Here is a 24,896-nt window from a genome sequence, read left to right as displayed (position 1 = left end):
GGCGCATCACTTGAGAGGCTTGCTGAGTCTGCCGGCCCCCTTGCCGACGTTCGCGGCCAGGCTGCAGGCGACGTTGTCGATACCGATCCTGTAGCTGCCGGTGTCGGGATACTGCACCAAGGTGTTGCGCACCGTGCCCGCTGCCTGATCCGCCGCCTTGCGCTCCAGAGGCGCCTTGCAGAGAGCCGACGCGGCCTTCTTGAGGGTGGCGTCGGTCGTGTAGGTACCGTTGAGTTCGGCGATCTTCACCACCTCGGCGTCGTGCGGCTCGGTGCACGAGCGTTTGGCCGCCTGGCCGGGAAGGGCGGCGTCCGTGTCGAAACAGTCACCCTTCCGCAGCATGTAGTACGGCACTTCGTCGGCGGCGAGCGTCGGGACGAGTGACTCCAGGCCACTGGGAACTAGGCCCGTGGGCAGCTCGGTGGGAAGCGACGGCACGGCACTGGGCAGCTCGGTGGGCAGCGAAGGCAGCTCGGACGGAAGGCTCAGGGAGGGACTCGGGGAACTCGGGGAACTCGGGGAACTCGCCGTGGTCTCGGTGGGCGCCTTCTTGTCGTCCCCGCCCCCGCCGGTGGCGGCCACCGCGACGGCGACCACGACCCCGACGACGACGATCACCGCGATGACGATGAGCACCGTGTTGCGCCGCCGCCCTCCCCGATGTCCTCCGGGACCGGGTGGCCCGGGAGGTGGTGGGGGCCATCCCCCGCCTCCTTGCCCGGGCGGCCAGTTCCCCTGGGACGGTGGTCCGAAGCCTCCCGGAGGAGATCCGCCACTGCCGGGGGGAGAGCCGTGGCCGCCGGGAGGCGCTCCGTACCCGCCCGAGGACGGCGGCCCGTAACCTCCGGAGGTCGGGGGCCCGTAGCCCCCGGACGGCGGGCCCGGGACGTCACCTCCATGAGGTGAGTCTCCCGGCGACCTTGGGGGCTGAGGGGGTAAGGGCGGCATGGCCATACCGCCAAGAGTCGCCGCGAACCGGTCATCGCGCGACCCCTGCGCGGAAGTTGATACGGACTCATGCCATGGACCGCATCATTCCGGCGCATTCGAAGGCCACAGCCGGATCGCCCACGACGTCCCGGCACGGGTCCACCGGACGTGGACCCGTGCCCTGTGGAACACCGATCAGGCCCGCGCACCGAGGAGATGGTCCATCGCGAGCTGGTCCAGCTGCTCGAAGGCCATGCCGCGCTGGGCCGCCGCTTCGACGTCGAAGTCCTCGAAGGCCCCGCTGTCGGCGAGCAGCCCCTGCAGGCCGTCCGCCGCGGTGGGCTGCGCCAGCTCGTCCAGGCGCGAGGCACGCAGCGCCTCCTGGACCTCGGGGTCGGCACGGAATGCCGCCGAACGCTCCCGCAGGATCAGGTAGTTGCGCATGCAGCCGGTCGCCGACGCCCACACCCCGTCGAGGTCCTCGGTCCGCGGGGGCTTGAAGTCGAAGTGCTTCGGACCGGCGTAGCCGGCGTTCTCCAGAAGGTCGACCAGCCAGAACGCGGACCGCAGGTCACCCGCTCCGAACCGCAGGTCCTGGTCGTACTTGATGCCGGTCTGACCGTTCAGGTCGATGTGGAAGAGCTTGCCCGCCCACAGGGCCTGCGCGATGCCGTGCGGGAAGTTCAGGCCGGCCATCTGCTCGTGCCCGACCTCCGGGTTGACGCCGTACAGCTCCGGGCGCTCCAGTCGCTCGATGAACGCCAGGGCGTGTCCGACGGTGGGCAGCAGGATGTCGCCACGCGGCTCGTTCGGCTTGGGCTCGATCGCGAACTTCAGGTCGTAGCCCTGGGAGATCACGTACTCCCCGAGGAGGTCGAAGGCCTCCTTCATGCGGTCGAGCGCCACGCGTACATCCTTGGCGGCTCCGGACTCGGCACCCTCCCGGCCGCCCCAGGCGACGTAGGTCTCGGCGCCGAGTTCGACCGCGAGGTCGACGTTGCGGATGGTCTTGCGCAGGGCGTAGCGGCGCACGTCACGGTCGTTCGCGGTGAACGCGCCGTCCTTGAAGACGGGGTGCGTGAACAGGTTGGTCGTGGCCATCGGGACCTTGAGGCCGGTGGCGTCCAGGGTCTGCCTGAACCGCTTGATGTGCGACTCGCGCTCACTGTCCGAGGACCCGAAGGGGATCAGGTCGTCGTCGTGGAAGGTCACTCCGTAGGCACCGAGCTCGGCGAGGCGCTGCACCGACTCGACCGGGTCGAGGGCGCGCCGGGTGGCGTCGCCGAACGGGTCCCTTCCCTGCCAGCCGACGGTCCACAGGCCGAAGGTGAACCTGTCCTCGGGGGTGGGCTGGTAGTTCATGTCGCGGCTCCTTGCTAGCTCCGACTATTTCGTCATGGCAGTTTACAAATTAGTATGCGAACGCATCTCTGGGAAGAGACGAGGTACGAAACCCTGGTCGTGGCGGGCCGGGAAGCCGTGCGAAACCGGGCCGTGCAGGTCCGGACAGCCCCGTAACCAGGACAGATCCCGCAGAGCAGCGGAAGAGGGAGAGCCCGATGTCAGCAGCCGAGGGTCCGCTCGTCGTCGGGGTGGACACGTCCACCCAGTCCACCAAGGCCCTGGTCGTCGACGCGTCGACCGGACAGGTGGTGGCGAGCGGGCAGGCGCCGCACACCGTCTCCACCGGGGCGGGGCGCGAGAGCGACCCCCGTCAGTGGTGGGACGCCCTGCGTGCGGCACTGCACCAGTGCGGTACCGCGGCCCACGAGGCCGCCGCGGTGTCGATCGGTGGCCAGCAGCACGGCCTCGTGACCCTCGACGCCCAGGGCGAACCCGTACGCCCCGCACTTCTGTGGAACGACGTCCGCTCGGCGCCGCAGGCGCGTCGGCTCGTCGAGGAACTCGGCGGCCCGAAGTCCTGGGCCGAGCGCACGGGCAGTGTGCCCGCCGCGTCGTTCACGGCCACCAAGTGGGCGTGGCTCGCCGAGCACGAGCCGGAGGCCGTCCGGGCGACGAGGGCGGTCCGCCTGCCGCACGACTACCTCACCGGGCGCCTCACGGGTGAGGGCACCACCGATCGCGGCGACGCCTCGGGCACGGGCTGGTGGTCTTCGGCGGCCGAGGCGTACGACGAGGAGGTCCTCGCCCACATCGGCCTCGACCCCGCTCTGCTCCCCCGCGTCGTCCGGCCCGGCGAGGTCGCCGGAACGGTGCACGCCGGCGGAGATCTCCCCTTCTCCAAGGGGACCCTCGTGGCCGCCGGAACGGGCGACAACGCGGCCGCCGCGCTCGGCCTGGGCCTGCGGCCCGGGACACCGGTGGTGAGCCTCGGCACCTCCGGCACGGTGTACGCCGTCTCGACACGCCGTCCCGCCGATCCGACGGGCACGGTGGCGGGGTTCGCGGACGCCCGCGGAGACTGGCTCCCGCTGGCCTGCACGCTCAACTGCACCCTGGCCGTCGACCGGGTCGCCGCGCTGCTCGGCCTGGACCGCGAGGCCGTCGAGCCGGGCGGCGCGGTCACGCTGCTGCCCTATCTGGACGGCGAGCGCACGCCCAACCTGCCGAACGCTTCGGGTCTGCTGCACGGCCTCCGGCACGACACGACGGGCGGCCAGCTGCTCCAGGCCGCCTACGACGGAGCCGTGCACTCCCTGCTGGACGCCCTCGACCTGGTCCTGGACGCAGACGCCGACCGCTCGGCACCCTTGCTTCTGATCGGCGGCGGCGCACGGGGGACGGCCTGGCAGCGGACCGTGCGACGGCTGTCCGGGCGGCCTGTGCAGGTCCCCGAGGCGAGGGAGCTGGTCGCGCTCGGCGCCGCCGCTCAGGCGGCCGGTCTGCTGACGGGCGAGGACCCGGCGGCTGTCGCTCGGCGCTGGGGCACCGACCGTGGCCCCGTCCTCGACGCCATGGAGCGGGACGAGGAGACACTCGCGAGGATCACCGGGGTACTCTCCGACGCGGCCCCGCTGCTCGAACGGGGGCCGAACGGAAACGGGAACTGACCGGAACCGACGCGGGCAGGCCCAGCGAGAATCCCGCTCTCGGGTGCGCATGCCGGAGAGCGCGAGCAGTCGGCCTCCGGTGAGTAACGCCAGGGGCCGCTGCGGCGCCCCGGAGGCCGGTACGCCGAGAGGCCGCCTCCCGAGGGGCGGACACCGAGAGAGGCCGACGGGACCGGCCGGACGAGGATTGACGGAGGCATGACCGCACCGCTGCACGAGGCCCATCCGAACGGTTCCGGCCGGCGGCTGCCCGACACCCAGCAGGGCATGCGCCGCCGCAACCTCTCCCGGGTCATGTACACCGTCAGCGCAGAGGGGCCGCTGTCGCGCGCCGCTGTCGCGTCGCACATCGGCCTGACCCGGGCGGCCGTGTCGACTCTGGTCGACGAACTGATCCGGGCGGGGCTCCTCGAGGAACTGGGCCCCGAGCGGCCCGGCAGGGTGGGGCGGCCAGGATCCGCGCTCGCCGTCAGCGGGCACGGCCCTGCCGGCATCGGGGCCGAGGTGGGGGTCGATCATCTCGCCGTGTGCGCGGTCGACCTGCGCGGCGATGTGCGTGCGCGTGCGGTGCGCCACGGAACGAACCGCGGCAGGGGCGCCGAGCAGGTGACCCGGGAGCTGACGAAGCTGGTCCGCCAGGTCGTCGCCGAGGCCGAACGGGAGGGGTTGTGGGCGGCGGGCCTCGCCGTCGCCGTGCCCGGGCTCGTGGCCCGGGACGGCAGGACCGTGGTCCGCGCCCCCAACCTGGACTGGCACGACACCGACCTCGGCGCTCTGCTCCCGTCCGAACTGCCCCTGTCCGTGGACAACGAGGCGAACTTCGGCGGTCTCGCGGAACTCTGGCTCGGTGACGCGACACCGCGCGACTTCCTGCACGTGTCGGCGGAGATCGGCATCGGTGCGGCGGTGCTCGTGGACGGGAGACTGCTGCGCGGTACCCGTGGGTTCGCGGGCGAGCTGGGGCATGTGCCGGTGCGCCCGGAGGGTCCCCGGTGTCCGTGCGGTGGTCGCGGATGCCTCGAACAGTACGCGGGCGAGGAGGCCGTCCTGCGGGCCGCCGGTCTGGAACCGGGCGAGGACCAGGTCGGGCTGCTGTCCGAGCGTGCCGCCGGGGGCGATCCGGACGTACGACGCGCTCTGAGCGACGCCGGGACCGCTCTCGGGATCGCGCTGACCGGGGCGGTGAACCTGCTGGACCCGGAGACGGTCGTGCTGGGCGGCGCGCTCGCCGGCCTCGCCCCCTGGCTGCTTCCCTCGCTGGAGAGCGAGTTGGCCGGGCGCACCGCGGGTCCCGCCTGCCCCGTGTCCGTCTCCCGGCTGGGATCCGACGGGCCCCTGCTGGGTGCCGCGCATTCGGTGGTGCGGGGCGTGCTCGACGACCCGGCTGGGGTGGCCGGGCGGTCGTAGCGGGCCCGCTCCGGCACGGGATCCGCCGCGCGGATCATCGTGAGTTCGCCTTCGCCGAGACCCACTCCGCGCGGCGACCACAGGTCGTGGCGGTCGAGGGAGAGTGCCCGTACGTTCACGGCGGACTACTGCACGGCCCGTGACCTCGTCGGCCGTGCCGGGGCCACCGCACGGATCCCTTTCCCCGTCTGCCTCGACCGTCTCGACGCGGAACGCCGCGGCAAACCCCGGTCCCCGTCGTTCTCGACGCGGACCGCTGCGGCGAACCCCGGTCCCCGCCCATCTCGACGCGGACCGCCGCAGCGAACCCCGATCTCCATCCGCCGTGCGGCGGACCACCGCCCGGGCTCCGTTCCCTCTTGCGGGTGATCGTCGTATCCACAGTTCCCGGGTTGTCCACCGAGTCGCTCCTCGATCCTCCTGCCCAACCGGCAAGCGTCGTACGGTGATTCATGCGAGGCACGGCCGTCCGGCCGTGGTCTCGGGTCCGGAGCGAATCGGGGGATTCACATGACGCGGGCGACGAACGCAGGGCAGCGGAGCGAGGCGATCGGTCCGTTCGGACCACCTTCTGCGGCACAGAGGCGGCGTGCCTGGTCCCGCTGTGTCGCGCATGCCCGGCGGGCCGTACGTGTCGTGATACTGATCTTCCTGCCGCGCCGTCACGCCAGGCGAACGGCCGAGGCTGCCCGCGTCCACCTCGACCGGACGGCCCCGGCAGCGGCTTCGGACCACCGGCACCCCGGACCTCCCACCGACGAAAGGCCAGTACTCCATGGAGAGAGCACGGTCGTTCCCGAGCCGGCGGCGGCTCCTGAAGGGCGCAGCCCTCGCCGCGCTGCCTTACGCGTTACTCCCCGAAGCCAGGGCGACGGCCCAGGTCGCGGCCGTCGACTATCCGGGCGCGGAGTGGACTCCGGCGACCTCCTCCAACTACACGGCGTCCGACCGCCCGCAGAGCTACGACCTCGACTACGTGATCATCCATGTCACGCAGGCGACGTACGCCGACACCTTGTCCATCTTCCGGAACCCCGCGAAGAAGGTGTCCGCGCACTACGTCGTGCGCTCCGCCGACGGCCATGTCGCCCAGTGCGTACGGGAACGCAACGTCGCCTGGCACGCGGGGAACTGGGACTACAACACCAGAAGCATCGGCATCGAGCACGAGGGCTGGGTGGACAAGCCCGCGTACTTCACCGACGCGCTCTACGAGGAGTCGGCCAAGCTGACCGCCGCGATCTGCGACCAGTACGGCATCCCCAAGGACCGCGCCCACATCCTCGGCCATTACCAGGTGCCCGGCACCGACCACACCGATCCGGGGCCCAACTGGGACTGGACGCGCTACATCAGGCTCGTCAACTTCGCCTGAGCGGAGCCCCGCGGCGGCCCTCCGCGGGAGCTCCGGGCGTCCGCGGGTGGAAGCGGAACGTCACACGGGTTGTCGACGCCCGCACGGGGAGTGACGATGGACCCAGCCGCATCGCCTTCCGGGAGGCCGAGTTGATCGATCCTTGGGTGGCCCTGGAACCCGGAGCCGACCCCGTCGAGCGGGTTCGGTCGCTGCGACGCGCTTACGAGTCCTTCACCGAGGCGGGTACGGTGCCCCGTCCCGTGCGGTCGGTTGTCGCGGACTCGTGGCGTCGGTCGGCGCGGGCCGGCGTCGTCCCGGACGGCACGGCGAACGTCGAGCTGATGGACGGGGATCTCGGCTCCTACCGCGCCGAACACCCGCTGGCCCGGGTGATGCCGCTGTTCCGTGAGCTGATGGGCACGTTCGCGTCGGACGGGGAGCATCTGCTCGCGGTGTGCGACGCGCAGGGCCGGCTCCTGTGGGTCGAGGGCCATCCGGGGACGCGACGGCAGGCCGGCCGGATGAACTTCGTGCCGGGCGCCCGTTGGTCGGAGGCTGCGGTGGGGACGAACGCGCCGGGCACGGCGGTCGCCGTCGACCACCCGGTGCAGGTGTTCGCGGCGGAGCACTTCATCAGGCGGGTGCAGCCATGGACGTGCGCGGCGGCCCCGGTGCACGATCCGCGGACCGGCCGGGTGATCGGCGCGGTCGACATCACCGGCGGGGACGGGCTGGCGCATCCGCACAGCCTCGCGTTCGTCCAGGCGGTGGCGCGCGCCGCCGAGTCCCACCTGGCCCTCCTGTCGCCGCCGCGGGCCATGACGGACGGCCCGCTCGAACTGACCGCGCTGGGACGCGACGAGGCCCAACTCGTCGTGGACGGGCGCAAGACCAGGCTCAGCCGCAGACACAGCGAGATCCTGGTGCTGCTGGCCCGGCATCCGGAGGGCCTCACGGGCGACGAGTTGCTGTGTGCCCTGTACGAGGACGAGTCGGTGACACCGGTGACGCTGCGCGCGGAACTGGCGCGGCTGCGCCGCCTCCTCGGTCCGGGTCTGCTCGGTTCACGGCCCTACCGGCTGACCCGCCCTGTCGAGTCCGACGTGACGGTGGTGGAGCGGCGACTCGGGACGGGGGCGGTCACGGCAGCTGTCGCGGCGTACGCCGGTCCGCTGTTGCCGGGGTCCACCGCACCGGCGGTCGTGCGGCTGCGGCGCAGACTGGCCGACGGGCTGCGGACGGCGCTCATCGCCCGGCGGGACCCGGATCTGCTGGCCGACTGGGCCCGCGCTCCGTGGGGCGAGGACGACCTCGACGTCTGGCGGGCGCTGTCGTCGGTGCGGCCGGCGCCGGCCGTGCGGTCGCGGCTGGAGGAGCTGGAGTCGGAGCAGGCCCTGCCCCTGGGCTGGGGACAGCGGAGCGGCCGTATGCGACCGGAGCCGCGCTGACGGGCCGACCACCTCCCCACCTGCGGGGCGGTGACGGCGTTCGGGGACGCGCAACGTCGTTGCAACGTCGGGCTTCCTAGCCTCGCGGCGAGAGCTGCCCAACGGCGGGCGGCGCTTCTCCGGGAGGCAGACCAGCATGACCCGTTACGCGGCGCCCGGCAGCGAAGGCGCGATCGTCTCCTACGAGGCGCGGTATGACCACTTCATCGGCGGGGAGTACGTTCCGCCGGCTCGCGGGCAGTACTTCGAGAACCCGAGTCCGCTGAACGGGCAGCCGTTCACCGAGGTCGCGCGAGGAACGGCGGAGGACGTGGAACGCGCGCTGGACGCGGCGCACGCGGCCGCCCCTGCCTGGGGCCGCACGTCCGTCCAGGCACGCTCCGACATCCTGCTCAAGATCGCCGACCGGATGGAGGCGAACCTGGAGAAGCTGGCCGTCGCCGAGAGCTGGGAGAACGGCAAGCCTGTCCGCGAGACCCTGGCGGCCGACATCCCGCTCGCGATCGACCACTTCCGCTACTTCGCGGGGGCGGCCCGGGCTCAGGAGGGATCGATCGGCGAGGTCGACGACGACACCGTCGCGTACCACTTCCACGAGCCGCTCGGCGTGGTGGCGCAGATCATCCCGTGGAACTTCCCCATCCTGATGGCGGTGTGGAAGCTCGCGCCGGCGCTGGCGGCGGGCAACGCGGTCGTCATCAAGCCGGCCGAGCAGACGCCGGCGTCCATCCACTACTGGATGAGTCTCATCTCGGATCTCATCCCGCCGGGTGTCGTGAACATCGTGAACGGCTTCGGCGTGGAGGCCGGCAAGCCGCTCGCGTCCAGCCCTCGCGTGGCGAAGGTCGCGTTCACGGGCGAGACCACGACGGGGCGGCTGATCATGCAGTACGCCTCGGAGAACATCAAGCCGGTCACGCTGGAGCTCGGCGGCAAGTCCCCGAACATCTTCTTCGACGACGTCTGGGCGCAGAACGACGACTTCCGCGACAAGGCCCTCGAGGGCTTCACCATGTTCGCGCTCAACCAGGGCGAGGTCTGCACCTGTCCCTCGCGGGCGCTCGTCCAGCGCGGCCACTACCGGGAGTTCATGGAGGCGGCGGTCGCCCGCACCGAACTCATCAAGCCGGGCAACCCGCTCGACACGGACACGATGATCGGCGCCCAAGCGTCCAACGACCAGTTGGAGAAGATCCTCTCGTACCTGGACATCGGCCGTCAGGAAGGCGCCAAGGTGCTCACCGGCGGGGAGCGCATCGAGCACGACGGAGAGCTGAAGGGCGGTTACTACGTCCAGCCGACGATCTTCGAGGGCGACAACCGCATGCGGATCTTCCAGGAGGAGATCTTCGGTCCGGTCGTCGCGGTGACGTCGTTCGACGACTTCGACGACGCCATCAAGCTCGCTAACGACACGCTGTACGGACTCGGCGCCGGCGTGTGGACCCGGGACATCAACACCGCCTACCGGGCGGGCCGTTCGATCCAGGCCGGCCGTGTATGGACGAACTGCTACCACGCCTACCCGGCGCACGCGGCCTTCGGCGGTTACAAGCAGTCCGGCATCGGCCGCGAGAACCACAAGATGATGCTGGACCACTACCAGCAGACGAAGAACCTTCTCGTGAGCTACTCGCCGAAGAAGCTCGGCTTCTTCTAGGCAGCGGGTGAGGGCGCCTGGCCAGGTGGTGTGCCTGCCAGGCGCTCCTGCCGCGCGATGGGCTGGGCCAGGCCGCGTCAGCAGCCCGAGTCGGCGATGACGAACCAGCCCGGGGAGGTCTCCTTCAGGGTGTGGGTGACGGCGACGTTGTACAGGCCCATGTTCTGGGCGGATCCGTTGGCGTAGGTGTAGCCGCCGGTCTGGTGGGCGCGGCCGGCCTGTACCTGCTGGTAGTTGTTGTCCTTGTAGCACTTGGGTGCGGAGCCTGTCGTCGTCGCCGTGACCGGCGCGGAGGTCGCGCCGACGCCTCCGGAGGGATCGACCGCGGCGACGGTGTAGGCGTACGAGGCTCCGGCGGACAGGCCGGTGTCGGTGTATGCGGTGCCCGTCGTGGAGCCCACCTTCGTGCCGCCGCGGTAGACGTTGTACGCGGTGGCGCCGCTCACGGAGTTCCACGACAGCGAGGCGGCCGTGTCCGTGGTGCCGGTCGCCATGAGGCCGGACGGGGCGGGCAGGGAACCGGTTCCGCCCTGGTCACCGCTGCCGTCGAGGCCCCAGAACGTCGCGGTGTGGTAGCTGGAGCAGATGGAGTTGAGGTAGTAGGTCCCGGTGCTGCCGCACTGGTCGGCTCCCGAACCGGGGTTCACGGCGAGGCCGTGCGCCATGCCGGAGACGGAGAACAGGGCGACGGCCGGCTTGCCCGTGCTGTCGTTGTAGACGCTCTCGGTGGTGCCGCCGGTCAGGTTCCGGGTGCTGGACGCCGTCTGGCCGACACCCCAGACGTCGGTCCACTGGTCGCGCAGTTCGGTGCCGTTGACGGGGGCCACGGTGGTGTCGGAGGAGCCCTGCCAGATGGCGACCCGCGGCCACGGACCCGCGTACCCCGGGTAGGAGGACCGGACCTTGTCGCCCCACTGTTTCGGCGTGAGGTTCTGGTTGCTGTACTGGCAGCCCGAGGCGGCGGCCTGCGTGGTGGCGCACTGCGCGGGGAGACCGGAGTCGACCGCCCCGCCGGCGAACACGTCCGGGTAGTCGGCGAGGAGGTCCGCGGTCATCCCGCCGCCGGCGGACAGCCCGGTGACGTAGACGCGGCCGCGGTCCGATCCGTACTGTGCCACGGCGCTGTCGACCATCTGCTTGACCGAGGCCGCCTCGCCCTTGGCCCGGGTGTCCTTGGCCGCGTCGAACCAACTGAAGCAGGACAGGCTGTTGTTGGCCGAGCTGGTCTGCGGGTACACCACGGCGAAGCCCCACAGGTCGGCGAACTTCTGCCAGCCGGAGTGCGCGTGATAGTCGCTCGCCGACTGGGTGCAACCGTGCAGGGCGACCACCAGCGGTGCGTCGGCGGGCAGGTTGGACGGGGCGTACTCGTACATCGCCAGGTTGCCGGGGTTCGAGCCGAAGCCCGTGACCTGCTGGAGGGTGCCCGCGGCCGCCGCGCTCGACGCCAGGGGGCCGACGACGCCCAGGCCGGCGACGACGGCGCCGAGTGCCGCGGCGAGCGCGCCGCGCCGGAGGAATCCACGCCAGGTGGAGTGAAGCATGATGCGGCTCCGATGAGTGGTGGGGAGGGTCTGGCGAGCGAGGGCACGGTGCGCCGCCCGGCGGTCCCACCCCGCCCGGTCGCGCCCCGCGCCCGCCCTTTCGGCCGGACTGCGCGGCACGTGTCCGCGGCCGGCCCGCTGTCGTACCGACGTACTGGAAGCGGACCGTACGACCGGCGGCCCCCGCCGCGACATGTGAGGGGCAGCCAGGACCGTGCTGCCCGGCGTGGCTCGTCCACCCATGGTGTCGGCGGTGACGCTGTGACATGCGGCGGCCCGATCGGCCCGGAGCGACCGCGTCTGTCGGGTGTTTACTGCGGGCGGGGGCCGTCCGGGCACCGGCCGCCCGTCTCCCCCTGGTGACGGAACCCATCTTCCGCCTCGGAAGTATGTCGGCGACCCACATGTCTGATCGCATGGTTCCTCCCTACCGTGTTCGGCCATGGACAGCACGAAGAACTCCGACGAGGGCTCACCTCAGCGCCCCGGGTCCGGCGACACCGCCGCGCCCGGTCTGGCATCGACCGGATTCCTGACCGGCCGCAAGGTTCTGGTCACCGGTGCCGCCAGCGGGATCGGCCGGGCCTGTGCCGACGGCTTCGCCGCGGCCGGTGCCGAGGTCTATGTGGTGGACCGGGCGGGCGAGGCCGCCAAGGAGGTGGCCGAGGCGATCGGTGGCACAGCTGTCGTGGCCGACCTCTCCGAGGCCGACGCCGTGGACGCGTTGCCGGACGACGCCGACATCGTGGTCAACAACGCGGGGCTGCAGCATGTCGCCCCTCTGCACGAGTTCCCCCCTGAGCGTTTCGCGCTGATCCAGCGGGTCATGGTGGAAGCGCCGTTCCGCATCCTGCGCCGCACCCTTCCCCACATGTACGCCCGGGGGTGGGGCAGGGTCGTCAACATCTCGTCCGTGCACGGCCTTCGGGCCAGCGCCTACAAGTCGGCGTACGTCACGGCGAAGCACGCGCTGGAGGGCCTGAGCAAGGTCGTCGCCCTGGAGGGCGCCGGGCACGGCGTGACCAGCAACTGCATCAGCCCGGGCTATGTCCGAACGCCACTGGTCGAGGAACAGATCGCCCAGCAGGCACTCGCCCACGGCATCCCGGCCGCGGACGTGGTGGACCAGGTCTTCCTGGACCGCACCGCGATCAAGCGCCTCATCGAGCCGCCCGAGGTCGCCGAGGCGGCCCTGTGGCTGTGCACCGAACGCAGCGGCTACATCACCGGCACGTCGATCCCTCTGGACGGCGGCTGGACGGCCCACTGACGGCGCACCGCCTCGGCCGGCCACGGCCCTGACGGTTCGCGCCCCGACGGCCCGGACGGCACCCGGCCCCGCGCCGCACCGCCGCCTTGCAGCCTCGCACCGAACAAACTCCCCGGACCCCTTGCCTTCGTCCCCGGCGTCGACCGGCCCCGGCGGTTCCGCTCCCCTCTCGATCCGAAACGGTGAAACCATGCCCAGCGCTCACAACGCCGTGAACGGCCCAGGCACCTCCGCGACACCAGGCGGCCTGCGCAAGATCGTCGCGGCCAGTCTGATCGGCACCACCATCGAGTGGTACGACTACTTCCTGTACGGCTCGGCCGCCGCCCTGGTCTTCGGCCGGGTGTTCTTCCCCGAATCGGACCCGCTGACCGGAACCCTGCTGTCCTTCCTCACCTACGCCATCGGCTTCGCCGCCCGCCCGATCGGCGCCGTGGTCTTCGGCCACTTCGGCGACCGCCTCGGACGCAAGAAGCTCCTGGTGATCAGCCTGCTCATGATGGGCCTCTCCACCGCGCTGATCGGCTGTGTCCCCGGCTACGACACCATCGGCGTCGCGGCTCCCCTGCTGCTGACCACCCTGCGCCTGGTCCAGGGCTTCGCCCTCGGCGGCGAGTGGGGCGGCGCGGTACTGCTGGTCTCCGAGCACGGGGACGCGAAGAGGCGCGGGTTCTGGGCCTCGTGGCCGCAGGCCGGCGCACCGGCCGGCAACCTGATCGCCGTCGGAGTGCTCTCCCTGATGACCACCGTGCTCAGCGACGACGCGTTCAACTCCTGGGGCTGGCGGGTGCCCTTCCTCCTGTCAGCCGTCCTGGTCATGGTCGGCCTGTGGATCCGGCTGTCCGTCGACGAGTCGCCGCTGTTCAAGGAAGCGCTGGCGAAGGCGGAGCGGCGCAAGTCGGAGCAGCGGGCCGAGCAGCCGCCGTTCGTCGCGGTCGTGCGTCACCACTGGCGGGACATCCTGGTCGCGATGGGCGCGCGGATGGCCGAGAACATCTCGTACTACGTGATCACGGCGTTCGTCCTCGCCTACTGCGTCAACCACCTGGAGATCGACAAGCAGACGTCGCTCAACGCCGTGCTGATCGGTTCGGCCGTGCAGTTCTGTCTGATCCCGCTGTTCGGCGCGCTCTCCGACCGGGTCGGCCGCAAGCCCGTGTATCTGGTGGGCGCGGTCGGCGTGGGTGTGTGGTCGTGGGCCTTCTTCGCCCTGCTGGACACCAAGTCCTTCCCCGCGCTGGTTCTGGCCGTCACCGTCGGACTGATCTTCCACAGCGCCATGTACGCACCTCAGGCGGCGTTCTTCTCGGAGCTGTTCGCGACGCGGATGCGCTACACGGGCGCCTCGATCGGGGCCCAGCTCTCCTCCGTGGCGGCCGGTGCCCCGGCGCCGCTGATCGCGACCGCGCTGCTGAGTTCCTACGGGAACTCCACGCCGATCTCGGTGTACATCGGCCTCGCCGCGGTGGTCACCGTGATCGCCGTCGTCGCCGGCCGTGAGACCCGCGGCAGGGACCTCGCGGCCATCGAGCCGGACGCCTCCGTGGCGCGGCCCGCACCGGAACAGCAGCCGGCCGCGTCCGCCTGACGGCCGGGCACCTCTCATCGGCCGAGGGTCGTTGTCCTCCCTGTCGGGGGACACTGGCCCTCGGCGGCCGTTCCTCTCCGGGCCGTGCGCCGATTCCACCGTCCACCGACTCCGCAACGGTTGCCCGCCCATGTCGCACACGCCCCAGTCCGTCGCCCGTCACCTGCGCCGGCTGCTCGAACTCCTCGCCGCGGGCGCGCCCGCCGAGGAACTCGGAGCCGTCGCCGCCGAGGCGCGCCGCAACGGTGCCACCGCCCAGGATCTCGCGGAGGTGGAGCAGGCCACCGAAGCGGCGCTGCGCGTGCACAGCACGCTCAGACAACACCGGCGCAGGGAAGCCGAGTTGACCGCGCTCTTCGACACCGCGGGCGACCTGGCGGCCCTGCGCGACCTCGACGCGGTGCTGCGCTCCATCGTCCGGCGGGCCCGGATGCTGCTGGGCACCGACACGGCCTACCTCACGCTGCCCGACGAGGAGGCCGGAGACACCTACATGCGGGTCACCGACGGCTCCGTCTCCGAACTGTTCCAGAACCTTCGCCTGCAACTGGGCGAGGGACTCGGCGGCCTGGTCGCGCAGACCGCGCGCCCCTACGCCACCCCGGACTACCGCACCGACGACCGGTTCCTGCACACCGGCAGCATCGACGCCGGAGTCCTGGACGAAGGCCTGGTCGCGATCCTCGGCGTGCCCCTGCTGCTGGGGTCGGGAAGCGGCGGCCAGGTCATCGGGGCGCTCTTCGCGGCCGACCGCACGCCCCGCACCTTCGCCCCTGACGAGGTCGCCCTGCTCTGCTCGCTGGCCGACCACGCCGCCATCGCGATCGACACCGCCAAGGCCATGGCCGACGCACGGATCGCGCTGGCCGAACTGGCCGAGGCCAACGCCGTGATCGGCGAGCACTCCGCCGCCATCCAGCGTGCCGAGGAGTCACATGACCGGCTCACCGATCTCGTCCTGCGGGGCGGCGACGTGGCCGACGTGGCCGCCGACGTGGCCGGACTGCTGAAGGGGGACGTCACGGTCCACGACGGCTCGGGGTGGCCGCTCACCGCGGTCGGCGCGCACGGCGGCGCCGCGTCCAGGGGCGCGGAGGACGGCGGTGGCGCGGAGGAGGCGGCGGCGCTGGTCGCGGCGGCGAAGAGCTCACGCGAGGCCGCCCGCGCGGTGTTCCGTGACGGGCGATGGGTCTGCGCGATGCTGGCGGGGCAGGAACTGCTGGGCTGTCTGGTCCTGTACGGGCGCCCGGATCTCGACGGTCCCGACCAGCGCCTGTTCGAGCGGAGCAGCGTCGTGACCTCCCTGCTGCTCCTGCTGCGGCGATCGGTCGCGGAGACCGAGAACCGGGTCCGCGGCGACCTGATCACCGATCTGCTCACCGCGCCCGACCGTGACCCGGCCGGTCTGGTCGCGCGCGGCCGCCGCCTCGGCTTCGACCTCGACCGGCCCCACATCGTGCTTGTCGCCCGGACCGGCGGCGAGGCCCGGGGCCGGCTCGCCGACGCCGCCGTGCAGTACCTGTTCGGGGGCGGCGGCGTCAGCGCGGAGCACGAGGCCGCCGTGGTGCTGCTGCTCCCGAGCGACGGCACCGGTCCGGGGGAGGTGGCCCGCCTGGCCGCCGCGCAGCTCGGCCAGCTGATCGGCGCACCGGTCACGGTGGCCGGCGCCGGGCCGGCCGCCGGGCCACGGGCGATCGCCGACGCGCACACGGAAGGCGTGCGCTGTCTGCGTGCCCTGCGCGTGCTCGACCGTGCGGGGCAGGGAGCGAGCGTCGCCGAACTCGGCTTCCTCGGCGTGCTGCTGGGTGACCACCACGATGTCGACGGGTTCGTCACCGCGACCCTCGGACCGCTGCTGGACTACGACACCCAGCGCGGGACCCAGCTGGTGCGCACGCTGCGTGCCTACTTCGACTGCGGCGGAAGCCTGACCCGGGCGAAGGAGGAACTGCACGTGCACGTGAACACGGTCGTGCAGCGTCTGGACCGGGTCCAGGCACTCCTCGGTCCCGACTGGAACTCCCCCGAGCAGGCACTGGAACTCCAGCTCGCCCTCCGCCTCCACCTGCTGTCGGGCGCCTGACACCCGACAGCGGGCGCGCCCCGGAACGACCCCGGGACGACCGCACCACTCCCCGTGAACGTGCCGTACGGACGTCGCGCGGTCACCTCGACGGCAGGTCGCCCCAGCCGTCCGTTCCCGGGTCGGTGGCCGCGTCCAGCAGGTGCTCGGCCACGATCCGGGCGCCCTCGTCGCCGATGACGATCGTGTAGTGGTTGGTACCGGCGACGCGCAGCGGGCGCACCCGTCCGGGGTCGAGGCCCGCCGCGGCGAGCCGCCGCTCGTCGTACAGACCCTGCGGCTCGTCCATCAGTCCGCGCTCGGCCCACAGCAGCACCGCCGGCCCGGGCAGCCGGTGCACCGCGCCCGAGACCTCCGCACGGAATTGGTCCATGCCGTCGACGCGGACCGCTTCTCGGTCGCAGGAGGAGCACAGTTCGGGCTCCTCCCCCACGAGATCGCGCTGGATGTAGGCGTCCACCCAGGGCGACCAGCCGTCGGCGAAGGCGGGATGCCGCTGCCAGAAGGCGCGGTAGGCGTCCCGGTCCGGGAACGTCATCGACAGCCGCCGCATGGCCGGGCCGAGCACCGCGGTGAGCAGCTCGTCGGGGTCCGGCCCGGCCGGGACGGGGAAGCCCACCCCGCCGTCCACCAGCAGCAGGGCCCTCAGCAGGTGCGGGTGACTGACGGCGGTGAGAGCGGCGGTGAAGGCTCCCATCGAGTGGCCGGTCAACACCACGCGTTCCAGGCCCAGTTCGTCCACCACGGCGGCCATGTCCTCGACGTGGGCGGCGATGCCGTACGGGCCGGGCAACCGCCCGCTGCGACCCCGCCCCCGCAGGTCCGGTGCCACCAGGGTGATCCGTCCGGCCAGGTGGTGAGCGACCCGGGCCCAGCTCAGGCCGTTGGCCGTGATGCCGTGCAGCGCGAGTGCCACCGGCGCGGCCGGATCGTCGGCGGGCCAACGCGAGACGGCCAGTCTCCCGCCGCGCACCGGAACCCGCAGTTCCTCACGCGCGGGTACGTCTGCGTCCTCTCGGGCGAGGGCGCCGTTCGGCGGAGCGTGGCTCATACCGTGACCGCCTCCTGCTGGCCGGAGGCGGCACGGGCCGTACGCAGCCGCGCCGGCAGCCGCACCACTCCGCCGGGCAGCAGATAGATCGCCGCGACGAACAGTGCCCCGAGCAGGAAGAGCGGCTGCGAGAGGGGCGCCCGCACCACGGCGGGCAGAGAGGTGACCGTGTCCGAGCCGGCCAGGTCGCCGAGCCGGTGGTCGGCCCACGTGTAGAGGATGCCGCCGATCATGGGGCCCCATCGGGTGCCCGAACCGCCGAGCACCACCATCACCAGCAGGGACAGGGTGAAGTCGGAGGTGGTCGTCTGCGGAGTGGCGCCGCCGGTGAGCAGCAGGTACACGATGCCGCCGAGCGCGGCCAAGGTGCCGGCCAGGACGAAGGCGGCCAGTTTGAAGCCGTACGGGCGCAGGCCCAGCACTTCCACCCGGCGTTCGTTCTCCTTGATGCCCTCCCAGACCCTGCCCAGGGGCGAGCGGACCGCCCACCGCACGACGACCAGCACGACGACGAGGTAGGCCAGGGCGATCCAGTACAGGCCGGCGGTGTGCTGGATGCCCACCAGCGCGTCGGGCAGCCCGCCGACAGGAGCCGCCCTGCCCTCCTCCCCGCCGGTGACGCCGCCCGGGTCGCGCTGCACGAGAATCGACGCGGCCTGCGCGAAGGCCAGGGTCACCATGGAGAACGCGATGCCGCCGACCCTGAGACCGACCGCGCCCAACACGACGGAGAGAGCCGTGCCCGCCAGGAGTCCCAGCAGCGCGGACACGCCGAACGGCAGGCCCGCTTCGAGCATCACGATGTCGGTGACGTACGTGCCGGCGGCGAAGTAGAGCGCGTGCCCGAAGGAGAGCAGTCCGGTACGGCCGAGCAGCAGGTCGTATCCGGTGGCCAGGGCGCCGAACACCAGGCACAGGGCGAGCAGTTGAAGGTTTCCGGGACTGCCGATCGGTCCTTCGAGCAGGACGGGCAGGGGCAGTGCGCTGTACGGCACTGTCAGGAGGACCGCCAGCAGGAGGGCGGGCCACCAGCGGACGACGCGCCGTAGCCGCGCGAGGCGGGTGGCGCCGGGCCGGTCCCCCGCGCGGGTCCGGCCGCGGGGCTGGGTGACGATGGTCATGCGAGCCTCCTGGTGAGCCCTCGCGGCCGGACGAGCAGCAGGGCGGCGAGCAGGACGACGACGGCGAGGTCGCCGAGTCCGGCGGTGGTGTAGTAGTTGGCGAACTGCTGGACGAGGCCCACGGCCACCGAGGCCAGTGCGGCGCCGCTGAGCGAGCCCATGCCGCCGGTCACGACGACCACGAAGGCGAAGATCAGCAGGGAGGTGCCCTGTTCGGGGTCCACGGAGCCGAAGTAGAGGCCGCCGAGGGCACCCCCGAGGGCTGCCGCCCCACCGCCGATGGCGAAGACCAACGAGAAGGCCCGCCGCACGTCGATGCCGAGTGCGGTGACCATCGACCGGTCCTCCACCCCCGCGCGGACGACCAGTCCGTGCCGGGTGCGGCCGAGGAACAGCCTCAGCGCGGCGAGCACCAGCAGGGCGGCGACGATCAGGACCAGCCGGTTGAGTGGCACTTCGGCGCCCAGCAGCCCGAAGGTGCCGGAGAGTGCCTTCGGCCCGGGGAAGGGCCGGGCGTCCGATCCCCAGATCGCGGACAGCAGTGCCGGGACGGCCAGACCGACGCCCACCGTCGCGAGGATCTGTTCGCGCGGACGCGTGTACAGCGGGCGGATCACGGCGAGTTCGAGCAGCACGGCGGCGACGGTGCCCACCGCCGTGCCGAAGGCGACGGCGAAGGCGAACCCCGCCCCTCCGGGTCCGGCTCCGGGCAGGTGACCGGACGCGGCCCACCAGGTGCCGTAGGCACCGACGGACAGCAGGGCGCCGTGGGCGAAGTTGAGGACGTCCATCAGCCCGAAGATCAGCGACAGTCCTGAGGCGACCAGGAAGTACAGGGCGCCCAGGCCGAGGCCGGTGAAGGTGAGCAGTACGACGGTGGGCATCAGGCGTCCGCCTCCGGGGGCCGGGCGGCGGGGCGCGCCGCGATGTGAACGGACGGACGGGCGGGCGCCTTCGCGGTGCCGAACCGGCCGGAGCTCTCGTGGCCGGCGCTCCCCTGGCCGGGGCTCTCATGGCCGGGGCACCCGTGGCCGGGGCACCCGTGGCCGGCGCTCCCCTGGTCGGGGCTCCCGTGGCCGGCGCTGCCGACGCCGAGCAGCCGACGGGCCGCCTCGGCGTCGGCGAGCAGGTCGTCGGTGGAGCCCCGGTGCGCGGTGCGGCCGTCGGCGAGGACGACGCAGGTGCGGGCGAGGCGGCGCACCACGGCGAGGTTCTGTTCCACGAGCAGCACCGGTACCGCCTCGGCGGCGCGCTCGATCGCCTGGGCGACCTCGGTGACCACCTTGGGCGCCAGGCCCTTGGTGGGTTCGTCGGCGATGATCAGCCGGTTGCCGTTGAGCAGGGTCCGGGCGATGGCGACCATCTGCTGCTGACCGCCGGACAGGGTGCCGGCGGCCTGCCGGGCACGGCGCCTCAGCTCCGGGAACAGTTCGTGCACCAGGTCGTAGGCCGGTTCTCCGGCCCCGGGCCGCTCGGCGAGGCGCAGGTTCTCGGCCACGCTCAGGGCGGCGAAGACGCCTCGGTCCTCGGGCGCGTATCCGATGCCCCGGCGCACCAGGGCGTGCGTGGCCAGGCGCACGGTCTCCTCGTCGGCCAGCAGCACGCTTCCGGTGCGCGGGACCAGGCCGAGAATGCCGCGCACCGTGGTCGTCTTGCCTGCTCCGTTGCGGCCCAGCAGGGCCGTGGTGCCCGTGGCGGCGACCTCCAGGTCGACGCCGTGCAGGATGTGCCCGCCCCCGATCACGACCCGCAGGCCCCGCACGGTCAGCAGGGGCGCCGGGGTCACAGCTCCTCCCCGAGGTAGGCCTGCTGCACCGTGGGGTCGGCCATCACGGTGTGCGGGGTGTCCAGCGCCAGCAGCGTGCCGTGGTGCATCACGGCCACCCGGTCGGCCAGCTCCAGCAGTACGTCCATGTGGTGCTCGACCATGAGCACGGTGCGCCCCTCCTCCTTGTGCAGCGACCGGATGAGCTCGGTCAGCGCGGGCACCTCTTCCGCGCTCACGCCCGCCATCGGCTCGTCCAGCAGCATCAGTCGGGGCTCGCCGACGAGCAGCACCGCGAGTTCGAGCTTGCGTTTCTCGCCGTGCGAGAGGGCGTCGGCGCAGGAGTCGGCGCGGTGGGCGAGCTGGGTGCGGGCCAGCACCCGGCCGACCAGTTCCGGGTAGGCGCCGGCGCGGCGCCAGACGCGGAACGAGCCGCCTTCGGCGACCTGGGCCGCGAGCCGCACGTGGTCGGCGACCGTCATCCCCGGCCACAGGCTGGAGGTCTGGAAGGTGCGCCCGAGACCGCGCCGGGCCCGGGCGTAGGCGGCGTCCGTGGTCACGTCGCGGCCGTCCAGTTCGATCGTGCCCCGGGAGACCGGGACGATCCCGCTGATCAGGTTGAACAAGGAGGTCTTGCCCGCGCCGTTGGGGCCGATGAAGGCGAGGAACTCGCCCTGGCGGACGGCGAGGGAGACGGAGTCGACGATCGTCGCGCCGCCGACCGCCCAGCCGATGTCGCGCAGCCGGAGCACGGGTGCCGCGGCGGCGGGTGCCTCCCGGCCGCCCGGTGCGTCGGCCGCGCTCGCCGAGGTCGTGTTCGAGGAGGACATCCGCTCAGCCCGCCGTGCCGGCGGCCGGGGGTGCGACCTCGGCCATCGGGATGCTGTCGGTCAGTTCGGGCCGGGCGGCGCTGCCGCCGCCCTTGAGCCGGGCGGTGAACATCGGCTGCAGCAGGGCGTGGTCCTCGGCGCGGATCCGCTCCCTGCCCTTGGGCCCGTCGAAGCTCCAGCCCTCCAGCGCCCTGGCCATGGCCGTGGTGTCGGTGGCGCTGCCGGACTCGATCGCGTGGACGATCATCTGGGCGGCCGTGAAGCCGTCCGGGCTGAACAGGTCGGGGGTGCCGCCCGCCTTCGTGATGCCGTCGAGCATGGCCTTCTCGACCGGGTTGCCGCCTCCGGCGCCCGGGAAGTAGTGCGCGAGGAAGGCGACCTTGGAGCCGGCCGATCCGAAGACCGGGTACGAGGCGGTGCCCGCGAGTCCGGTGACGACCTTGCTCGCGTCCAGCACGCCCTGCTGGCTCAGCGCGGTCCACAGGGCGGGGGCGTTGGAGCCCGCCCAGGCGACGAACACCAGGTCGGGCCTGCCGGCTCTGGTCCGGCGGGCGAACGGTGTCAGGTCGGTCGCGCTCGGCGGGGCCAGCACGGAACCGACGTGCGCGCCCTTCCCTCCGAGGACCGCCTTCACCGCGGCCACGTTGGCCTGCCCGAACGCCGAGTTCTGCGCGAGCACGGTGACCTTCTTGCCCTTGGCGTCGCCGAGCAGGGTTCCGGCGGTGAGGATGTCCTGGTACGACTGCCGGCCCGAACGGAAGGTGTAGGCGTTGACGCCGGTGACCGCGTCGGTGGCGGCGGGACCGCTGAGATACAGCACCTTGTTCTGTGCGGCCAGCGGCGCCATCTGCAGCGCGACACCCGAGTCGGTGGTGCCGGCGAGGACCTTGTACCCCTTGCCGACCAGGGACTTGGCCGCCGCGACGGCCTTCGCCGGGTCGCCCGCGTCGTCCTGTTCGGTGACCTCGATGGGATGGCCGCCGGCCTTGTTCGTCCCGTGCGTGGCGTAGGCGAGTCCCGCTGTGAAGCCCTCCTCGTACTGCTTGCCGTAGGCGGCCAGGAGTCCACTGCGGGAGTAGACGAGGCCCACCTTCACGGCGGCGGCCTTGCCGCCGGAGCCGGCGGACGCGGTGCCGGCGGTGCCGGCCGAGGAGCACCCCGCGGCCAGGGCTCCGACGGCGAGGAGAGCGAGTGCGCGAAGGGATCTGCTGCTGAAGGTGTCCGTGAGGCTGGAACGCATGACGATCGGCTCCTGACGGGATGTCGCCGCCTCCGCGGGGTTCCGCCGCCCTCGTCCAGGACGGCAGACCGGTCCGCGACGGCGGGCGCGCTGCGTGATGGCCGGAACCCTAGGAGTGGCGCACGACGGGCGGCATGGTGTCCGTCACCGCACTTTGCCGCCCCGTCGTGGCACCGGCACACATGGCCGGTGACCGCCGCCGCGGGCAAAGCTGAGGAGCACCCCGTCCTGGCCGCGCTGTCGTGGGCAGACCGGGCCGGCGAACGCAACGGACCCCTGTGGGGAAGGAATCGGCATGGACAAAGTGGTGGCCGCGGCCGCGCGGGCAGTGGCGGACATCCCCGACGGCGCGACACTCGCGGTCGGCGGATTCGGCCTGTGCGGCATCCCGTCGACGCTGATCGCCGCGCTGTCCGACACGAGCGCGTCCGGCCTGCGGATCGTGTCCAACAACTGCGGTGTGGACGACTGGGGACTGGGTCTGCTGCTACGGGCCGGCCGTATCGCCCGGATGACCTCCTCCTACGTGGGTGAGAACAAGGAGTTCGCCCGTCAGTACCTCTCCGGTGAACTGGAGGTGGAGCTGACGCCGCAGGGCACCCTCGCCGAACGGCTGCGGGCCGGCGGCACCGGCATCCCCGCGTTCTACACCCCGGCCGGCGTGGGCACCCAGGTCGAGGAGGGCGGTCTGCCGTGGCGTTACACCCCTGACGGCGGCGTCGCGCTGGCCTCACCGCCCAAGGAGACCCGGGACTTCGGTGGCCAACGCTATCTGCTGGAGGAGGCCATCGACGCCGACTTCGCCCTGGTGCGGGCAGCGGTCGCCGACCGGCACGGAAACTGCGTCTTCCACGCGGCGGCGCGCAACTTCAACCCCCTGTGCGCGATGGCGGGGCGGGTCACCGTCGTGGAGGCCGAACGCGTCGTAGAGGCCGGTGGACTGCCGCCGGACGCCGTCCATCTGCCCGGCGTGTACGTGGACCGGGTGGTCGCCGTCGACTCCTCGCTGGACAAGCGCGTCGAGCGCCGCACGGTGCGCCCTGCGCGCGCCCACGCCGAAACCGCCGTCTCCCTCACCGACTCCGAGGAGAAGTGACCATGCCGCTCGACCGTGACCAGTTGGCCGCCCGCGCCGCCCGGGAACTGCGCGACGGCCAGTACGTCAACCTGGGCATCGGCCTGCCCACCCTGATCCCCAGTCACCTGCCGGACGGGGTGCACGTGGTGCTGCACTCGGAGAACGGCATTCTCGGCGTGGGCCCCTATCCGTACGACGGCGACGAGCACCCCGATCTGATCAACGCCGGCAAGGAGACGGTGACCACCGTCCCGGGTACCGCCTACTTCGATTCGGCCCTCTCCTTCGGCATGATCCGGGCCGGCAGGATCGACGTGTCCGTGCTCGGAGCCATGCAGGTGTCGGCCTGCGGCGACCTGGCCAACTGGATGATCCCCGGGAGGATGGTCAAGGGGATGGGCGGCGCGATGGACCTCGTCCACGGGGCTCGCCGGCTGCTGGTCGTGATGGAGCACACCGCCAAGGACGGCAGCCCGAAGCTGGTCGAGGAGTTGAGCCTGCCCGCGACGGGGCGTCGTGTGGTGGACCGGGTCATCACCGACCTGGCCGTCATCGACGTCACCTCCGAGGGGTTGCGACTGGTCGAGACGGCTCCGGGTGTCAGCGTTCGGGAGGTCCTGGCGGCGACCGCCGCCAGGCTCCTGGTGGACGAGGGCCTGCGGGCGCCCGCGCCCGCCTGAACCCGTCCGCCCGACGGACAGCCTCCGGAGCCCGACCCGCGCCACGGCCGGTGTCGATGTCAGGTCAGGTCAGGTCAGGTCAGGTCAGGTCAGCAGCCGCTGCCCGTCGGGGTGAACTTCATGCGGGCCGACCTGTCCGTGCCGACGGCCGCGTCGTAGGTCGCCCTGCGGACCTGGTACCAGACGTCGTCCCGTCGCGCGTCGCCGCCGAGGTCGTCCAGGCTGACGCACCACCGCTCGGGCCGGACGACGCGGGTGTAGGTCTCGGTGCCGCTGCGGACCTGCTTGCAGCTCCTGGACGACTCGGTGGAGTACCAGGTGCGGGTGCGCCGCTTGGTGCCCGAACCGGAACGTGTCGTGTGCTTGACCCGGCGCGTGGCCGTGGTGCACTTCCTGGTCATGTGCGGCCGCGTGGCCCTGGTGGTCTTCGCGGCGAGGTGGCGGACCTCGTCGCGGAGGCCGAAGACACTCGCGTCCCTGGTGGTGGCCGGGGCCGGCCGGAACTTCTGGCCACCGGTCCCGCTGCCGTGGCCGACGCCGGCCGAGTGGCCCGTGCCCTCGTCGCGGACGTCGTCTCCCCGGCCGCACCCGCCGAGGCCGGCTATCAGAACCGCCGCCACCGCTGCCGTCACAACTCGCTTGAACATGTCTTCCTTTGCGATCAACGGCCCGCAGCATAACCGTGGCCGGCCGTCGTCCCGCGGTCAGCGCTCCGTCGACGAACCCGGATCGCCCCTCCTGCCTCCGCCCTCGGTCCGTGTATCCCGATCTCGTGGCTGGGACCCGGTCCGCCGAACGGGTGCGGCCCCGGCCGCGGGGGAACAAACAGTCCC

19 protein-coding genes and 1 pseudogene are annotated in these 24,896 nt (G+C 72.2%); 10 read left to right on the top strand and 10 right to left on the bottom strand.

What is annotated here, in order from left to right; translation table 11 throughout:
- Window positions 1-6 precede the first annotated feature (6 nt).
- Both ABZT74_RS14390 and xylA read right to left on the bottom strand, forming a co-directional pair.
- Complete coding sequence (locus ABZT74_RS14390; RefSeq protein ID WP_356434984.1) at window positions 7-636, bottom strand: hypothetical protein; 630 nt, start codon at window positions 634-636, stop codon at window positions 7-9.
- Between the two features lie 489 nt (window positions 637-1,125).
- Complete coding sequence (gene xylA / locus ABZT74_RS14385; RefSeq protein ID WP_356434981.1) at window positions 1,126-2,292, bottom strand: xylose isomerase; 1,167 nt, start codon at window positions 2,290-2,292, stop codon at window positions 1,126-1,128.
- Window positions 2,293-2,489: 197 nt separating this feature from the next.
- On the opposite strand from xylA, the gene xylB reads away from it, so the two are divergent.
- The 5 genes from xylB to ABZT74_RS14360 all read left to right on the top strand — a co-directional run bounded on the left by xylB (window position 2,490) and on the right by ABZT74_RS14360 (window position 9,813).
- A complete protein-coding gene (gene xylB, locus ABZT74_RS14380; protein WP_356434978.1) occupies window positions 2,490-3,941 on the top strand; it encodes a xylulokinase in 1,452 nt (483 codons plus the stop codon).
- A gap of 198 nt (window positions 3,942-4,139) precedes the next feature.
- Window positions 4,140-5,348, top strand: coding sequence for an ROK family transcriptional regulator (locus tag ABZT74_RS14375; protein WP_356167965.1), 1,209 nt, complete (start codon window positions 4,140-4,142; stop codon window positions 5,346-5,348).
- Between the two features lie 775 nt (window positions 5,349-6,123).
- Entirely contained in the window at window positions 6,124-6,723 is a 600-nt protein-coding gene (locus ABZT74_RS14370; protein ID WP_356434975.1) for an N-acetylmuramoyl-L-alanine amidase, read from the top strand.
- Between the two features lie 131 nt (window positions 6,724-6,854).
- On the top strand, window positions 6,855-8,153 hold the full coding sequence (locus ABZT74_RS14365) for a GAF domain-containing protein (RefSeq protein ID WP_356167958.1): 1,299 nt from the start codon (window positions 6,855-6,857) through the stop codon (window positions 8,151-8,153).
- Window positions 8,154-8,289: 136 nt separating this feature from the next.
- On the top strand, window positions 8,290-9,813 hold the full coding sequence (locus ABZT74_RS14360; RefSeq protein WP_355866662.1) for an aldehyde dehydrogenase family protein: 1,524 nt from the start codon (window positions 8,290-8,292) through the stop codon (window positions 9,811-9,813).
- A 77-nt stretch (window positions 9,814-9,890) separates the two neighbouring features.
- Here the strand turns inward: ABZT74_RS14360 and ABZT74_RS14355 are convergent, their stop codons facing one another.
- Window positions 9,891-11,357 carry a PHB depolymerase family esterase gene (locus tag ABZT74_RS14355; RefSeq protein ID WP_356434972.1) on the bottom strand — a complete coding sequence of 489 codons (1,467 nt, stop codon included), beginning with the start codon at window positions 11,355-11,357 and terminating at the stop codon, window positions 9,891-9,893.
- A gap of 442 nt (window positions 11,358-11,799) precedes the next feature.
- Here ABZT74_RS14355 and ABZT74_RS14350 point away from each other — a divergent pair, with 442 nt between their 5' ends.
- The 3 genes from ABZT74_RS14350 (at window position 11,800) to ABZT74_RS14340 (ending at window position 16,298) form a co-directional block, all read left to right on the top strand.
- On the top strand, window positions 11,800-12,627 hold the full coding sequence (locus ABZT74_RS14350; protein WP_356434969.1) for a 3-hydroxybutyrate dehydrogenase: 828 nt from the start codon (window positions 11,800-11,802) through the stop codon (window positions 12,625-12,627).
- 190 nt (window positions 12,628-12,817) lie between these two features.
- Window positions 12,818-14,215 carry an MFS transporter gene (locus ABZT74_RS14345; RefSeq protein ID WP_356167950.1) on the top strand — a complete coding sequence of 466 codons (1,398 nt, stop codon included), beginning with the start codon at window positions 12,818-12,820 and terminating at the stop codon, window positions 14,213-14,215.
- A 130-nt stretch (window positions 14,216-14,345) separates the two neighbouring features.
- Window positions 14,346-16,298 (top strand): helix-turn-helix domain-containing protein, encoded by a 1,953-nt coding sequence (locus ABZT74_RS14340; protein WP_356167947.1) that lies wholly within the window; start codon window positions 14,346-14,348, stop codon window positions 16,296-16,298.
- Between the two features lie 82 nt (window positions 16,299-16,380).
- Here ABZT74_RS14340 and ABZT74_RS14335 read toward each other — a convergent pair whose 3' ends face one another.
- The 6 genes and pseudogenes from ABZT74_RS14335 to ABZT74_RS14310 form a co-directional block, all read right to left on the bottom strand.
- Entirely contained in the window at window positions 16,381-17,349 is a 969-nt protein-coding gene (locus tag ABZT74_RS14335; protein WP_356167945.1) for an alpha/beta fold hydrolase, read from the bottom strand.
- The gene (locus ABZT74_RS14330; RefSeq protein WP_356167942.1) at window positions 17,346-18,470 is read right to left on the bottom strand and encodes a branched-chain amino acid ABC transporter permease; all 1,125 of its coding nucleotides are present in this window, start codon (window positions 18,468-18,470) and stop codon (window positions 17,346-17,348) included. Before ABZT74_RS14330 ends, ABZT74_RS14335 begins: the two co-directional genes overlap by 4 nt.
- Window positions 18,467-19,354 (bottom strand): branched-chain amino acid ABC transporter permease, encoded by an 888-nt coding sequence (locus ABZT74_RS14325; protein WP_356167939.1) that lies wholly within the window; start codon window positions 19,352-19,354, stop codon window positions 18,467-18,469. The genes ABZT74_RS14330 and ABZT74_RS14325 overlap by 4 nt, the downstream gene beginning before the upstream one ends.
- A 200-nt stretch (window positions 19,355-19,554) precedes the next feature.
- A pseudogene (locus ABZT74_RS14320) lies at window positions 19,555-20,256 on the bottom strand (ABC transporter ATP-binding protein); the annotation flags it as partial.
- Window positions 20,253-21,065, bottom strand: coding sequence for an ABC transporter ATP-binding protein (locus ABZT74_RS14315; protein ID WP_356167936.1), 813 nt, complete (start codon window positions 21,063-21,065; stop codon window positions 20,253-20,255). The gene ABZT74_RS14315 and the pseudogene ABZT74_RS14320, both read right to left, overlap by 4 nt.
- Window positions 21,066-21,069: 4 nt before the next feature.
- Window positions 21,070-22,305 (bottom strand): substrate-binding domain-containing protein, encoded by a 1,236-nt coding sequence (locus tag ABZT74_RS14310; RefSeq protein WP_356167933.1) that lies wholly within the window; start codon window positions 22,303-22,305, stop codon window positions 21,070-21,072.
- Window positions 22,306-22,594: 289 nt separating this feature from the next.
- Between ABZT74_RS14310 and ABZT74_RS14305 the strand changes: the two genes are divergently transcribed.
- Both ABZT74_RS14305 and ABZT74_RS14300 read left to right on the top strand, forming a co-directional pair.
- On the top strand, window positions 22,595-23,401 hold the full coding sequence (locus ABZT74_RS14305; protein ID WP_356435303.1) for a CoA transferase subunit A: 807 nt from the start codon (window positions 22,595-22,597) through the stop codon (window positions 23,399-23,401).
- A 2-nt stretch (window positions 23,402-23,403) separates the two neighbouring features.
- A complete protein-coding gene (locus tag ABZT74_RS14300; protein ID WP_356167931.1) occupies window positions 23,404-24,063 on the top strand; it encodes a CoA transferase subunit B in 660 nt (219 codons plus the stop codon).
- An 89-nt stretch (window positions 24,064-24,152) separates the two neighbouring features.
- Here the strand turns inward: ABZT74_RS14300 and ABZT74_RS14295 are convergent, their stop codons facing one another.
- Window positions 24,153-24,710, bottom strand: coding sequence for a hypothetical protein (locus tag ABZT74_RS14295; protein WP_356434965.1), 558 nt, complete (start codon window positions 24,708-24,710; stop codon window positions 24,153-24,155).
- Window positions 24,711-24,896 lie beyond the last annotated feature (186 nt).

Source organism: Streptomyces sp. NPDC005302 (assembly GCF_040607345.1).
In the GTDB taxonomy this organism is placed as follows: domain Bacteria; phylum Actinomycetota; class Actinomycetes; order Streptomycetales; family Streptomycetaceae; genus Streptomyces.
This window is presented reverse-complemented; position numbering and strand designations above follow the sequence as displayed.

Coding starts and splice junctions, on each gene's coding strand:
- ABZT74_RS14295 (WP_356434965.1), bottom strand. CDS start 24,710: ATGTTCAAGCGAGTTGTGACGGCAGCGGTGGCGGCGGTTCTGATAGCC.
- ABZT74_RS14375 (WP_356167965.1), top strand. CDS start 4,140: ATGACCGCACCGCTGCACGAGGCCCATCCGAACGGTTCCGGCCGGCGG.
- ABZT74_RS14315 (WP_356167936.1), bottom strand. CDS start 21,065: ATGTCCTCCTCGAACACGACCTCGGCGAGCGCGGCCGACGCACCGGGC.
- ABZT74_RS14325 (WP_356167939.1), bottom strand. CDS start 19,354: ATGCCCACCGTCGTACTGCTCACCTTCACCGGCCTCGGCCTGGGCGCC.
- xylB (WP_356434978.1), top strand. CDS start 2,490: ATGTCAGCAGCCGAGGGTCCGCTCGTCGTCGGGGTGGACACGTCCACC.
- ABZT74_RS14350 (WP_356434969.1), top strand. CDS start 11,800: ATGGACAGCACGAAGAACTCCGACGAGGGCTCACCTCAGCGCCCCGGG.
- ABZT74_RS14310 (WP_356167933.1), bottom strand. CDS start 22,305: ATGCGTTCCAGCCTCACGGACACCTTCAGCAGCAGATCCCTTCGCGCA.
- ABZT74_RS14300 (WP_356167931.1), top strand. CDS start 23,404: ATGCCGCTCGACCGTGACCAGTTGGCCGCCCGCGCCGCCCGGGAACTG.
- ABZT74_RS14335 (WP_356167945.1), bottom strand. CDS start 17,349: ATGAGCCACGCTCCGCCGAACGGCGCCCTCGCCCGAGAGGACGCAGAC.
- xylA (WP_356434981.1), bottom strand. CDS start 2,292: ATGAACTACCAGCCCACCCCCGAGGACAGGTTCACCTTCGGCCTGTGG.
- ABZT74_RS14345 (WP_356167950.1), top strand. CDS start 12,818: ATGCCCAGCGCTCACAACGCCGTGAACGGCCCAGGCACCTCCGCGACA.
- ABZT74_RS14355 (WP_356434972.1), bottom strand. CDS start 11,357: ATGCTTCACTCCACCTGGCGTGGATTCCTCCGGCGCGGCGCGCTCGCC.
- ABZT74_RS14370 (WP_356434975.1), top strand. CDS start 6,124: ATGGAGAGAGCACGGTCGTTCCCGAGCCGGCGGCGGCTCCTGAAGGGC.
- ABZT74_RS14360 (WP_355866662.1), top strand. CDS start 8,290: ATGACCCGTTACGCGGCGCCCGGCAGCGAAGGCGCGATCGTCTCCTAC.
- ABZT74_RS14330 (WP_356167942.1), bottom strand. CDS start 18,470: ATGACCATCGTCACCCAGCCCCGCGGCCGGACCCGCGCGGGGGACCGG.
- ABZT74_RS14340 (WP_356167947.1), top strand. CDS start 14,346: ATGTCGCACACGCCCCAGTCCGTCGCCCGTCACCTGCGCCGGCTGCTC.